Below are 13,539 nucleotides of genomic sequence, written 5' to 3'. Positions count from 1 at the left end.
ACGGAATAACGAGCCACAACTGTTCGATGGTGCGCGGGTTTCAGGTCAGCCGGCATGCCTCCGCCCGTGCCTTCAGCAGGTCCCGTTCCCGGGCGTTGGCCGTCAGCTCCGCCGCGCGTTCGAACTCCGCGCTCGCCTCCGTCGTACGGCCCAGACGCAGCAGCAGGTCGCCGCGGACGCTGGGGAGCAGGTGGTAGTCGCGCAGGGTCGGCTCGGCGGCGAGGCCGTCGACGATCTCCAGCGCGGGTCCCGGGCCGTCCGTCATCGACACGGCGACCGCGCGGTTGAGTTCGACGACCGGGGAGGGCGCGCGGGCGGCCAGCAGGCCGTAGAGGGTGGCGATGGCCGACCAGTCGGTGTCCTCGTAGGTGGGGGCGTGCGCGTGGCAGGCGGCGACGGCGGCCTGGAGGGCGTAGGGGCCGGGGGCACCCGTGGCTGTGGCGCCGGCGCGGTCGAGGGCGGCGATGCCCCGGGCGATGAGCCTGCGGTTCCAGCGGCGGCGGTTCTGGTCCCTGAGGAGGACCGGGGCGCCGTCGGGGGCGGTGCGGGCGGCCGTGCGGGCGGCCTGGAACTCCAGCAGCGACGCCAGGCCGTGCACCTCGGGCTCCTTCGGCATCAGCGCCGCCAGCTGCCGGGCCAGCCGCAGCGCGTCCTCGCACAGCGCCGGGCGCAGCCAGTCGTCGCCGGCGGTGGCCGCGTAACCCTCGTTGAAGATCAGGTAGATGACGTCGAGGACCGAGCCGAGCCGGGCCTCCCGGTCGGGGCCGTACGGCACCTCGAAGGCGACGTTCTTCGCGGCCAGCGTCTTCTTGGCGCGGACGATGCGCTGGGCGACCGTCGCTTCGGGGACCAGGAAGGCGCGGGCGATCTCGGGCGTGCTGAGGCCGCCGAGCAGGCGCAGGGTGAGGGCGATGCGGGCCTCGGCGGACAGCACCGGGTGACAGGCGGTGAAGACGAGCCTGAGCAGGTCGTCGTCGATGTCGTCGGGGTCGGCGGGCTCCTCGGGCGCGGCGGTCGTGGTCTCCAGGTCGCGGCCGATCTGCTGGAGCTTGCGGGCGTAGTTCTCCCGACGGCGGACCAGGTCGACGGCGCGGTGCCGGGCGGCGGCCGTGAGCCAGGCGCCCGGATTGTCCGGCACTCCGTCCCGCGGCCACTGCTCAAGGGCGGCGACCAGCGCGTCCTGCGCCAGTTCCTCGGCGATGCCGACGTCCCGCACGACGCGGGCGACGGCGGCGATGACGCGGGGCGACTCCAGACGGAAGACGGTCTCGATGGCGGTCCGGGGATCCGAGGCGGGCCGGGGGTTCGCGGCGGGCTGTTGTTCCACAGCCCACCATCGAACACCCCGCGCCGCGCTTCGACCAAGGAACGCACCGCCGCGCGCCGACACACGCACCGACGTACGCACCGGGTGACGAGACGGGGAACGCTCAGCCCTCGGCGATCTCCCGCACCTCACAGGTCACGGTCCAGAAGTCGTCGTGGACCTTCAGGAAGCGCTTGGCCCACTCGATGGCCTCGGCCTGGTCCTTGCACTGCATGATCGCGTAGCCGCCGATTGCTTCCTTGGACTCGGTGAAGGGGCCGTCGGTGACGGAGATCCTGCCGACCTCGTAGTGCACCCGGGTGCCCTGCGAGGTCGGGGTCAGCCCCGCGGTCTCCAGCATCACGCCGGCCTTGGTGATCTCCTCGATCAGCTCCCCCATGCGCTGCATCAGCTCGGGGCTGGGGCCCTCGGCGGGCGTGCTGTTCTCGTCGATCCGCACGAGCGACAGGTAACGGGGCATGGTGACTCCTCATGACGTCCGGAGGACTCCGGCGGGCCGGGTCCTTCCCGGCCTCTCACCCCTGCGTCGAACGGCGGACGGCCGGATCGACACGCTCGCCGGAATTTATTTCAGCGACTTCCACAGCGCGCTCGCCGCCGGTTCCTCGGCCACCACCCGGTTGGGGTCGGAGGGGGCCGGCACGACGGGCATCATCACCGTCCTGACGCGGTCGGCCGAGAGGTTCTTCAGGCTCTGGCCGAGTTTCGTCAGCTCGGAGAGGGAGTTCAGGCCGGTGTCCGTGGTGAGGCTGCCGGTGACGGCGTCGGCGACGGCGTAGAGCTTGGTGGGGCTGGTGAGGAGGTCGGTGGCGGCGATCTGTTCCAGGAGGGCCTTCACCAGCTTCTGCTGGAGGCCTATGCGGCCGAGGTCGCTGCCGTCGCCTATGCCGTGCCGGGTGCGGGCCAGGGCGAGGGCCCGGGCGCCGTCCAGGTGGTGGGTGCCCGCCTTGAGGTGCAGATGGCTGTCGTCGTCGTCGATGTCCGCGTCGGTGGTGACGGTGACCCCGCCGAGCGCGTCCACGAGTTTCGCGAAGCCCGAGAAGTCGACCTCGATGTAGTGGTCCATGCGGACGTCGGTGATCGACTCGACGGTCTTGACGGCGCAGACCGGACCGCCGACCGAGTAGGCGGTGTTGAACATCGCGCCGTACGCGACGCCCGTCGAGCCGCCGTCGGCGAGCGGGCAGGAGGGGCGGGTGACGAGGGTGTCGCGCGGGATGCTGACGACGGTGGCGGAGGTGCGGCCCGCGTCGATGTGCACGACCATCGCGGTGTCGGAGCGGGCGCCGGTGCTGTCGCCGCCGCCGAGTGCCTGATTCGCCGCGCCGCTGCGCGAGTCCGAGCCCAGCACCAGGATGTTGACGGCCTCGGTGGGCAGCGGGACGGCGGACGCCGAGCCGGACGGGGTGGGCGTCACCGCCGCCTTCGCGGGGCGGTCGTCGCCGAGCGCGTTGTCGATGTCGACGCTCTTGATGTTGCCGTTGAGGTGCCAGTAGGCCCAGCCGGCCGTGCCGATGCCCAGCACCAGGACGGCGGCCAGGGTGAGGCCGGCGGCCTTCAGCGCTCTCGACCGCCGGCCCACCCCTGTGCCGCCGTCCGGCCCGTTCGCGTCATGTCTCGCCACGTCTCCCGTCACAAGGCGAACATAAGTCCGAGTTGTGAGCGAAGTGTCAGGACAGCGGACGCGAGCCGAACTTCTTCAGAAAATCTCATGATTCTCAGGACGGGATCAGCCCGGGATCGGCCCGAGGTCAGCCCAGCGTCACCGTCGGCGCCGGATTGCTGCCGCTCCAGCTCGCGTTGAACCCGAACGACACGGAACCGCCGTCCGGGACCGTCCCGTTGTACGAGGCGTTCTGGCATGTGACGGTCGCGCCGGACTGGGTGCACGTGGCGTTCCAGGCCTGGGTGATCTGCTGGCCCGCGCCGTACGTCCAGGTCACCTTCCAGGACGACAGCGAGGCGCCCGAGCAGGAGATCGTCACGTTCCCGGTGAACCCGGTGTTCCACTGACTGCCCACGCTGTAGGCGGCCGTGCACGCACCCGTCGGCGGTGGAGTGGTGGTCCCGCCGCCGAGCGCCTCGGAGATGCCGTAGTACGCCGGCTTCGGCGCGTAGTTCGCGTCGTACGGCGTCGCCGCGCCCTGGCCCGGGAAGGTGCTCTCCACCCAGGAGTCGGAGTCGGTGAAGCCCCAGACGGTCATGTTCACGCAGCGGGCGACGGCGACGCAGGCGGCGGTGACCGCCTTGTAGTCGGCCTTCTGCTGAGCGAGCTTGGCGCTGTCCGAGGGCAGCGTCATCCGGATGTCCAGCTCGGTGATCGCCACGTCGACGCCGAGGTCGGCGAAGCGCTGGATGTTCTGCTGGAGGGTGGACGGCACCTGGCCGAGGATGAGGTGGGCCTGGAGGCCGACCCCGTCGATGGGAACCCCGCGCTCCTTCAGCGACTTGACCAGGTTGTACAGGGCCGTCGACTTCGCGTTCACGCCCTCCACGTTGTAGTCGTTGATGTACAGCTTGGCGGCCGGGTCGGCGGCCCGCGCCCAGGTCAGGGCGTTGGCGATGTAGTCGGCGCCGAGGCCGTTGTACCAGAGGGTCGAGCGGTAGGTGCCGTCCTCGTTGAAGGGCTCGTTGACGACGTCCCAGGCGGCGAGCTTGCCCTTGTAGCGGCCGACCTCGGTGCTGATGTGGTTCTGGAGCAGGGTGCCGAGCTGGGCGGGCGTCCAGCTGCCGTTCGTCAGCCAGCTGGGGTTCTGGCTGTGCCAGACCAGGGTGTGGCCGCGCACCTGCTGGTTGTGGGCCTGGGCGAAGGCGACGATCTGGTCGGCCTCCGCCCAGTTGAAGCTGCCCTGGGTGGGCTCGACGGAGCCCCACTTCATGGCGTTGCCGGGGGTCAGCGAGCTGAACTGCGCCCCGGCGAGGTCGCCGTACGTGCCGGTGAGCTTGGAGCCGGTGACCGCGGTGCCGATGACCTTGCCCTTGGCGGCGCCGAGGTCGCGCAGGGGGGTGTCGGCGGCGTGCGACACGGGGGCCGCGACGAGCAGCGCCGCGGCGGCGGTGGCCCCGGTGACCAGTGTGGTCAGCCAGGTCCGTGCGGAGAGGGTTCTGGAGGTTCTCATTGCGGGTGCCTCCGAAAGTTTCGGTCGTCCAACCGATTGACTTCGGAGGAGTGTGGAGGCGCCCACCACACCCGTCAATACGTCAACTTCCAGCCACGCCGCCCCTCTCAGGAAACGGGCGGCGCCCCCGTGCTCGTGCGCACCACCAGACTCGTCGCCAGTTCCACCCGCGTCGCCGTCGGCGCCTCCGCGGACGTCGAGCGGCCCAGTTCGAGGACCAGCCGGGCGGCCGCCTCCGCCATCTCCGTCAGCGGCTGGCGGACGGTCGTCAGCGGCGGGCCGACCCAGCGCGCCACCGGCAGGTCGTCGAAGCCCACCACGCTCACGTCCTCCGGGATCCTGAGGCCCAGCTCGCGGGCCGCTTCGTAGCAGCCGAGGGCCTGGAGGTCGTTGCCGGCGAACACGGCGGTCGGCCGGTCGGGGCGGTAGAGCAGCTCGCGGCCGAGGCGGTAGCCGGTCTCGTGGTGGAAGTCGCCGGTCTTGACGAGGTCCTGCTCGACCGGCAGCCCGGCCGTCTCCAGCGCGGCCCGGTAGCCGTCGATCCGGGCGCGGCTGCACATCATCTGCGGCGGCCCGCTGATCGCCCCGATCCGCCGGTGTCCCAGCTCGATCAGGTGCCGGGTGGCGGCGAGGCCGCCCTGCCAGTTGGTGGCCCCGATCGACGGCACGTCCGCCCCCGGGTCGCCCGCCGGGTCCATCACCACGAACGGGATGGAACGGCTGGTCAGCAGCGCCCGCTGGGACTCGTCCAGGCCGGAGAGCACGAGCACGACGCCGTGCGGGCGGCGGGCGGCGACCTGGTCGGCCCAGGTCCGCCCGGGCGTGAGCCGCCCGGCGCTCTCGCTCAGCACCACGCTCAGTCCGGCGTCCCGCGCCACGTTCTCCACGCCCCGGATGACCTCCATCGCCCAGGCGCTCTCCAGCTCGTGGAAGACCAGGTCGATCAGAGGGGAGCGGGTCGCCTCGGCGCGGCGGCGCCGGTAGCCGTGGGTGCGCAGCAGCTCCTCGACGCGGGTGCGGGTCGCGGGGGCGACATCGGCACGGCCGTTGAGGACCTTCGAAACAGTCGGTGCCGAGACGCCGGCCTCGCGGGCGATCTCCGCGAGCGTCGCGGTCTGTGTCGGCCGTGCTTCTGTCCGCGTTTCCACGGGCTCCGAGGGTGTCATGGCGGCGATCGTATCCCCACGCGCCCCCTTGACGAACCCAAGGGGACGCCATAGGTTCCCGGAACATTCGAAGTGCATTACGAAACATTCGAATCCTTCGGGACAGGAGTCTCATGACCACCGCCTCCTGGCGTGACCCCGCCCTGCCCGCCGCCGCCCGTGTCGACGACCTCCTCTCCCGGATGACCCTGGAGGAGAAGACCGCCCAGCTGTACGGCGTGTGGGTCGGCGCCGCGACGGACGGCGACGGAGTCGCCCCGCATCAGCACGACATGACATCCGACGCCGCCGACGACTGGGACGAGCTGATCACCCGGGGGCTCGGCCAGCTGACCCGCTCCTTCGGCACCGCCCCCGTGGACCCGGCGCTCGGCGTCCGCGCGCTGGCGCTCGCCCAGCGCCGGATCGCCGCCGCCGGCCGCTTCGGCATCCCGGCGGTCGCCCACGAGGAGTGTCTGGCCGGCTTCACCGCCTGGCGGGCCACCGCCTACCCGGTCCCGCTGGCCTGGGGCGCGGCCTTCGATCCGCCGCTGGTGGAGGAGATGGGCCGGGCGATCGGCCGCGACCTGCGCGCGGTCGGCGTCCACCAGGGTCTGGCCCCCGTTCTGGACGTCGTCCGCGACCCGCGCTGGGGACGGGTCGAGGAGACGATCGGCGAGGACCCGTACCTGGTGGGCACGGTCGGCACGGCCTATGTGCGCGGGCTGGAGTCGGCCGGGATCGTCGCCACGCTCAAGCACTTCGCCGGGTACGCCTCCTCGGCCGGGGCCCGCAACCTGGCGCCGGTGCGGGCGGGCACGCGCGAGTTCGCCGACGTCACCCTCGCGCCGTTCGAGATGGCGCTGCGCGAAGGCGGCGCCCGCTCGGTGATGTCGGCCTACACGGAACGTGACGGCGTCCCGGCCTCCGCCGACCCGGAGCTGCTGACCCGCCTGCTGCGCCAGGAGTGGGGTTTCACGGGCACGGTCGTCGCCGACTACTTCGGCATCGGCTTCCTGCAGACCCTGCACCGGGTCGCCGGCACCCCCGCCGAGACCGCTCGCCTCGCCCTGACGGCGGGCGTCGACGTCGAGCTGCCCACGGTGAAGTACTACGGCGAGGCGCTGGTCGCCGCCGTACGGGAGGGCGAGGTCCCCGAGGAGCTGGTCGACCGGGCCGCCCGCCGTGTCCTGCTCCAGAAGTGCGAGCTGGGCCTCCTGGACGAGGACTGGCGGCCCGAGCCGGAGGAGGGCGCCGGACCGGTCGACCTCGACCCGGCGACGAACCGCGTCCTGGCCCGCAGGCTGGCGGAGGAGTCGGTGGTCCTGCTGGACAACCCCGACGCCCTGCTCCCCCTCCCACCCGACACGCGCATCGCCGTGGTGGGCCCGAGGGCGGCGGACGCCCTGGCGATGCTCGGCTGCTACTCCTTCCCCTCCCATGTCCTCACCCACCACCCCGAGACGGAACCGGGCATCGAGATCCCGACCCTGCTGGAGTCCCTGCGGGCCGAACTCCCGGACGCGAAGGTGACGTTCACGGAGGGCTGCGGGGTCTCGGACCCGGATCCGTCCGGGTTCACGGAGGCCATCGCGCGCACCTCGGAGGCGGACGTCTGCGTGGCCGTGCTCGGCGACCGGGCGGGCCTGTTCGGCCGGGGCACCTCGGGCGAGGGCTGCGACGTGACCGACCTGAACCTGCCGGGCGTCCAGAGCGAGCTGCTGGACGCGCTGGTGGCGACGGGCGTCCCGGTCGTCCTCGTCCTGCTCACCGGCCGCCCGTACGCGCTGGGCCGCTGGCACGGGCGGCTGGGGGCGGTCGTCCAGGCGTTCTTCCCCGGGGAGGAGGGCGGCCCGGCGGTCGCGGGAGTGCTGTCGGGCCGCGTCAACCCCTCGGGCCGCCTCCCGGTGAGCGTGCCGCGCGTGCCGGGCGGCCAGCCGTGGACCTACCTCCAGCCGCCGCTGGGCCTGGCGGGCGACGTCAGCAACCTGGACCCGACCCCGCTGTACCCCTTCGGCCACGGGCGCTCCTACACGGCGTTCGCCTGGGAGGACTTCAGCGGCCCCGACGCGGAGATCCCGACGGACGGCTCCTACGACGTCTCCGTCACCGTCCGCAACACCGGGGAGCGGGCGGGGGCGGAGGTCGTGCAGCTGTATCTGCACGACCCGGTGGCGAGCGTGACCCGTCCTGACGTGCGGCTGATCGGCTACCGGCGGCTGGAGCTGGCGGCGGGCGAGTCGGCGCGGGTGGCGTTCCGCTTCCACGCCGACCTGTCGGCGTTCACCGACCGGGCCGGGAAGCGCGTGGTCGAACCCGGCGCACTGGAACTGCGGTTGGGCGCGTCCAGCGCGGAGGTGCGGGAGGTGGCCCGGCTACGGCTGACCGGACCGGTGCGCGAGGTGGGCACGGAGCGGCGACTGCACTGCGACGTGGAAGTTCTGCGTAACTGAGATGCGGGCGGAGGGTGTCGGCGGGTCAGAATCCGCCGACATCCTCAGGCACGTGACAGGAACCCCATGGACACCGCCATATCCGGGACAACCGGCACAACCGGCACAACCGGCACAACCGGCAGAGCCGAGGAGTACAGAGCCCGCCACTGGCTGCTCGGCGTGGTCATGCTCCTCCTCGGCCGGCTGCCCCCGGCCGTCGTTCTCGGCGGACTGTTCGTCGTCTTCATTCGGGCCGCTCGGAACGTCCGGAGCCCTTCGCCCCGGTCCGGCCGGCCGCCCAGGACCGCGCGGCCGTGGCGCAGATCAGGGCGAGCGGAAGCGACCGCTCGAAGCACTCGGCCCCGCCGAGCCGAAGCTCGGCGGGGCCGAGAAGAGCATGCCCTCGAATGACAAACAGCGTCAAAGAAGGTTTCTCCGGGGTCGCCCGTTAGTGCGTGTAATGGTCTGTTACACGACTACGAGGCACTTGTGCAAGGTTTTCAGGGCCTCCCACTATCTCGTTCGCCGTGGTTTGCGTACGGCGATTGCTATAGCTGCCCCGACGATGATTCCGGGGACGACCAGGAAACCGAGTGGCAATTGCGGCGCCGCGAGGTGAGCAAGACAGATGCTGCTCACGCTGGCGACAGCAGCGATGACGGACCCGATACGGTCGGGTTTACGATCCGGGGAGTGCATTTGTGTCCTTTTCAGCCCCATCGGTAGCTGCCCATTCCGGCTGCACAGCCGAAGACACCGTTGAACCCGGCCATGGCCCAGTCGACCGGCCCTGCATACCAGCCGTACGCGAGAGTCGCTCCACCTGCACCTCCGCCCCACCACGCGCACTGTCTGACGTAGTGATTGCGCGACACGCGGCCGCCCCAGCGCCGGAGAGCATAGTAGGTGTAACGCACAAAGCGGTGGCGTCTCCCCCAGTGACGGATGTGTTGCCTCACATGCCGCCAGTAATGGCGCCCCCACCACCAGCGTCCGTCGAGGTCGTAGCGGTTGAGCGGGTCGCCGTTGCAGTAGTCGTAGGCGTTGGCGCTGCCGCCGGGGACGGGGTCGACGGACAGGAAGCGTCCGGTGGTCGGGTCGTAGAGGCGGACGCCCATGAGCGTGGCGCCGGTGACCGTCTCGCTGGAGCGCTGCTTGCCGCCGAGCCAGCCGTAGCGGGCAGCGATGGTGTCGGCCTCGGGGTTGCCGTACTCGTCGTAGGACTGTGCGGTCGGGGAGACGCTGGTGTCCAGTGGCAGTTGCACGGTGGCGTCACCGTGGATGTCGGTCACCTGGAGGATGACGTTGCCGGTCGCGCTGGTGGTGGCCGCGAGGTCCCCGCTGATGCCCTGGACGTTGCGCGTGACGGTGGAGGCCGTCTCCTGGATCCAGTCGGGGCTGTCGCCGTCGGCACCGTAGTGGTTGGTCATGGCCCCGGTCTGGGTCCAGGTGCCGCCGCTGTTCGACTCCGTGGTCCAGGAGCCGATGCGACCGGCCGCGTCCAGGCTCCAGGTCTGCCGGCTGGTGCCGGAGGTCTGCTGCCGGGCGAGGTCGTTGGCGTAGTAGCCGATGGTCGTGCCGGACGCCTGGGTCGTGGTGCGGCCGAAGGCGTCGTAGACCGTGCCGGTCGTCTCCAGGCGGTCGGCGCTGTCGTAGGAGTACGAGGTCGTCGTCTCTCCCGTCGACGTGCAGGCGGTGCCCACGTCACCGGTCACCGTGGCGAGCGAGGCGCGGTTGGTGTTGTCGTCGAAGGTGTAGTCGCGGCGGGTGCAGGCGCCGTTCGGGTCGGTGTCGTCCGCCCTGGTGAGGCGGCCGGCCGCGTCATAGCCGTAACTCCGGCTGCGTGTCTGCCCGTTGGTGTCGGTGTCCGCGACCGTCTGGTCCTGCGCCGAGTGGTCGGCCGTGTCGGAGGCGACGACGGTGCCGTCGCTGTCCCGGGTGTAGATGCGGGAGGTCTCCGTGCCGGTCTCGTCCTGGGTGCTCGCCAGGGTGTAGCCGCCGGGCAGGGACTCGGTGGCGAGGTCGCCGTCCGCGTCGTAGGTCGCGGCGAAGGTGCCGGCGACCGAGTCGGTGCGGGAGGTCTCCAGACCGCGCGGGTCCTTCGTGGTGTCGTAGGTGTAGGTGGTGGTGGAGGGCGCCGAGTCGGTGGTCTGCACCGGCCGGCCGAGGGCGTCGTACTGCGTGGCGGCGGTGTTGCCCGCGCCGTCGGCGTAGGAGATCTCCCGTCCGAGCTGGTCGTAGGTGTGGGTGATGGTCTCCCCGTTCGACGTCACCGTGGCCACGTCGCCGCTGTCGACGTCGTAGGTGGTCGTGGTGTCCGGCACCGCGGTGCCCACGCCTCCGGCGACAGAGGTGGTCGTGAGCCGGCCGGCCCCGTCGTACGAGTTCGTCGTCGTCCGGGTGACGGAGTTGGCGGTCTCCGTGACCTTGGCCGTGTTGCCCCAGCGGTCGTATTCGGTCGTCTTGGTGGGCAGCTGGGACGGGTTGGACCCGCCGTTCGTGATCGCCCCCGCCGGACCGGTGGAGCAGACCAGATCCGCCCACTCCGGACGGCCGTTGCAGGCGCCCGTGCCGGTCGCGGAGTAGTACGTGGTGACCGTCGCGCCCGCGTCCGTGCCGGTGGACTTCGGCAGGCGGGTGAGGATCACCCTGCCCTGCGTGTCGTACCCGGTGATCTTCTTCAGGGCGAGACCGCTCGGGTCGGTGATCGTCGTCGTGGGCAGCCCCTTGACCCAGTCGTACTGGGTCGTCGTGGTGCGCACGTCCCCGTCCGAGGGGTAACCGTCGACGGACGCGCCCACCTTGGAGGTGGTGACCTGGTTGGCGACGGTGGCCGTGCCGTCGGTCGGGCGGCCCTCGTCGTAGATGTTGACGGTGTGCTGCCGCGCCGGGACCTGGCTGCCCGCGGGCAGGTCGGTGCCGCCGCTGCCCGCCGCCAGGGCGGACGTGAGCGTCACCTGGTGAAGCGGACCGTACTCGTCGGTCTCGCGCAGGCCGTCGGCGGAGTACACCGAGGTCGTCGAGAGCCGCTGGGCGCGGTCGGCCGGGGTCAGCTGGTCGATGCTCAGCGCCACCTGCTCGGCCTGGCCTGCGCCGCTGGTGGCGAGCGCCACCTCACGGTTCCCTGCCGTCAGCGCACGCACGGTGTTGCCGAAGCGGTCGTGCTCGGTGGTGGAGATGTGCCCGCCGGGCGAGGCCGTGTCGACCTCGCGGCCGGAGGCGTCGGTGTAGGTGATCGTCGCCCGCTTGTAGTCGGACGCCGACAGGCTGCCGCCGGTGTTGGACGCCGGGACCGAGTCGGCCGGGAAGACGGCGGTCGCGTCGGTCGGCACGTCGGTCTGTCCCCAGGTCGCCACGTCCGAGGTGCCCATGGCGTTGGGCGCGGCGGTGCCGGACAGCGGCACGTCGTAGACCACGCTGGTGGTGGCGTTCGTGCCGTCGGTGGTGCTCTTGGTGCCCGCGGTCAGGTTCGGCCGGGACGCCTTCAGCAGCATGCCCGCACCGGCGGTGGCCGCGTTGCCGGCCTGACCGTAGGTGAGGGTCCATGCCAGTTCGCCGGGCGGGGTGAGGGTGATGATGCGGCCGGCGCTGTCGTAGGCGTAGGCCGTCTTCAGCGCGGGGCTGATCCTCGGGTCCCACTCCTCGCGCAGGCGGCCCGAGTCGTCGTAGGAGTACTGCGCGACGACGGTCGCCGTGGCCGCCGAGGCGCCCGGGTCGGTCGCCCATTCCTTGATCTGCCTGACCTGCCCGGTGTAGTCACCGAACGCCGAGCTCGTGGCCGTCGTGGAGGTCGCGTAGACGAACTCCAGCAGGCGGCAGCCCTTCGTGGACGGCGTCGTCCCACACGTGGAGGACGACACGGCCGAGGTGGGCGCGATGACGTACTTCGGGCGGGCCAGCGGCTGGTTGGCAGGGCCGGCCGGGTCCTTCTCCGAGACGACCTTGGTGGTGGAGTTGTCGGTCGGCAGGTAGGTGCTGGACACCTGCCAGGTGGCGGCCGCCGGGTCCACCTTCGCGAAGGTGGTCGTCGTGCCCTGGTCGTCCTTCAGCGTGAACGTGCTCGACGCGGAGTCGAAGGTCAGGGTCAGGTCCTCGGAGCCGGGCTCCGGCTTCCAGCCGCCCGCGGAGGTCGCGGTGAACCCGGTCTCGTCACCGTCCACGTCCACCAGCTGCACCGAGGTGGACGACGGCTGGCGGACGTACGCCCAGTCGGAGTCCGTGATCTCGGCGGTCGTGCCGGAGGTCCACTGCGGGCCGAAGATCGCCGACTGGCCCGCGGAGCTCGCGCCCATGGTGGGGCGGCGCGAGGACGCCGTGCGCGACACCGTCAGGTCGAAGCCGGAGGCGTCGGTGGCGGCGACGGTGAAGTCACCGGTCAGCGCGTTCACCGAGCCGGGGCCCACCTGGGCACTCGGTGCGGTGCCCGCGTTGCGGTCCACGGTGAGGGTGTGCGGCTGCGAGTACGCGGTGGTCGTACCGTCGGTGAAGGCCGCACGGACGTCGACCGGACCGTCGTCCGCCAGGGAGGTGGTCACGTTCCAGGTGAGTGCGGCGGGGCTGCCGTTGGTGACGGCGACCGGCCAGGCGGAGACCGCCGAACCGTCCGACGACTTGGTGACGTCCGCGAGCGGCACGCTCTGCCAGGTGTCGGTCTCGCCGCGCCGGTACTGGTAGGTGACGCCGGTGTAGGTGGTCTTGCCGGTGGAGGTGAGGCTGACCCGGCGGGCGGCGGTGTCGCCCTCGGCCGGAGTGAGCAGACCGGCGCCGTCACCGACGCCGAAGGCGTACGAGGTCGTCGTCGAGGAGAGGTTCCCGCCGGAGTCGACGGTCTTGGCGTACAGGTTGTGCCAGTCCTCGCCCGGGTTGACGGTGATCGTCAGCGGGTCGCCGCCCGAGCCGTCGGTGGTGTCGTAGACCCGGTTCGGCACGGAGGAGTCGTCCAGACCCCAGGCGTAGCCCATGCCGTCCGCCGAGGACGTGTCCAGGGTGCAGGTGGCGCCGCCGGTGGCCTGCGTCGTCCAGGTGTTCTCCGTGTACGGGGCACAGCTGATGGTGGGCGCGGTCGGCAGGCCGGTGTTCATCACGAACGTCGTGTAACCGGACCACGAGCCGTAGTCGGTGTTGTCGTAGCCGCGGACGCGGTAGCGCAGATGCTTGCCGGCCGGGAACGCGGAGGCCGACGGGATGGTCAGCTTCGCCGTCGCACCGGACGCCACCGAGGAGGAGGTGCCGGTGTAGGTGTACGTGGTGTCCGCGTACGCCGGGTCCGCCGTGATCTCGAACTGGCCCTTGACGGTGCCGCCGTCCGCGTCCGTCACCTTCGCCGACAGCGTCGGCGTCAGGGAGGTCACGTACCGCTTGCCGTTGTACGCGTTCACCGCCGACGGCGAGATCGCGGACGAGGCGGTGGTGGCGTACGAGTTGTAGGTGACGACGAGTTTGGGTGCGTAGCCGGTGGTGGAGTAGTTGGCGGAGCGGAAGCGGCGCCAGGTGGTGGAGTCGGTCTCGTCGGC

Annotated in this window: 8 protein-coding genes; 1 reads left to right on the top strand and 7 read right to left on the bottom strand. The window is 71.4% G+C overall.

Going from position 1 to position 13,539, the window contains the following annotated elements; genetic code table 11:
• Positions 1–40 precede the first annotated feature (40 nt).
• The 5 genes from ACZ5SK_RS46180 to ACZ5SK_RS46160 form a co-directional block, all read right to left on the bottom strand.
• On the bottom strand, positions 41–1,327 hold the full coding sequence (locus ACZ5SK_RS46180; RefSeq protein WP_334577779.1) for an RNA polymerase sigma factor: 1,287 nt from the start codon (positions 1,325–1,327) through the stop codon (positions 41–43).
• A 103-nt stretch (positions 1,328–1,430) separates the two neighbouring features.
• Positions 1,431–1,787 carry a YciI family protein gene (locus tag ACZ5SK_RS46175; protein ID WP_334577780.1) on the bottom strand — a complete coding sequence of 119 codons (357 nt, stop codon included), beginning with the start codon at positions 1,785–1,787 and terminating at the stop codon, positions 1,431–1,433.
• Between the two features lie 105 nt (positions 1,788–1,892).
• Positions 1,893–2,909: an LCP family protein gene (locus tag ACZ5SK_RS46170; protein WP_334581204.1), complete on the bottom strand. Its 1,017-nt coding sequence runs from the start codon at positions 2,907–2,909 to the stop codon at positions 1,893–1,895.
• A gap of 169 nt (positions 2,910–3,078) precedes the next feature.
• A complete protein-coding gene (locus ACZ5SK_RS46165; protein ID WP_334577781.1) occupies positions 3,079–4,446 on the bottom strand; it encodes a glycoside hydrolase family 10 protein in 1,368 nt (455 codons plus the stop codon).
• A 107-nt stretch (positions 4,447–4,553) separates the two neighbouring features.
• Positions 4,554–5,612: a LacI family DNA-binding transcriptional regulator gene (locus ACZ5SK_RS46160; RefSeq protein ID WP_334577782.1), complete on the bottom strand. Its 1,059-nt coding sequence runs from the start codon at positions 5,610–5,612 to the stop codon at positions 4,554–4,556.
• A 113-nt stretch (positions 5,613–5,725) separates the two neighbouring features.
• On the opposite strand from ACZ5SK_RS46160, the gene ACZ5SK_RS46155 reads away from it, so the two are divergent.
• A complete protein-coding gene (locus tag ACZ5SK_RS46155) occupies positions 5,726–8,044 on the top strand; it encodes a beta-xylosidase/alpha-l-arabinosidase (protein ID WP_468577933.1) in 2,319 nt (772 codons plus the stop codon).
• Here ACZ5SK_RS46155 and ACZ5SK_RS46150 read toward each other — a convergent pair.
• Both ACZ5SK_RS46150 and ACZ5SK_RS46145 read right to left on the bottom strand, forming a co-directional pair.
• The gene (locus ACZ5SK_RS46150) at positions 7,967–8,194 is read right to left on the bottom strand and encodes a hypothetical protein (RefSeq protein WP_457494634.1); all 228 of its coding nucleotides are present in this window, start codon (positions 8,192–8,194) and stop codon (positions 7,967–7,969) included. The two genes, ACZ5SK_RS46155 and ACZ5SK_RS46150, sit on opposite strands and share 78 nt — an antisense overlap.
• A gap of 542 nt (positions 8,195–8,736) precedes the next feature.
• Positions 8,737–13,539: RHS repeat-associated core domain-containing protein (locus ACZ5SK_RS46145; RefSeq protein WP_468577931.1), on the bottom strand; the 4,803-nt coding region annotated here is incomplete at its 5' end.

It is taken from the genome of Streptomyces sp. NPDC031474 (assembly GCF_055581185.1).
The sequence above is the reverse complement of the archived record's forward strand: the minus strand, read 5'-3'. Positions and strand labels throughout refer to the sequence as shown.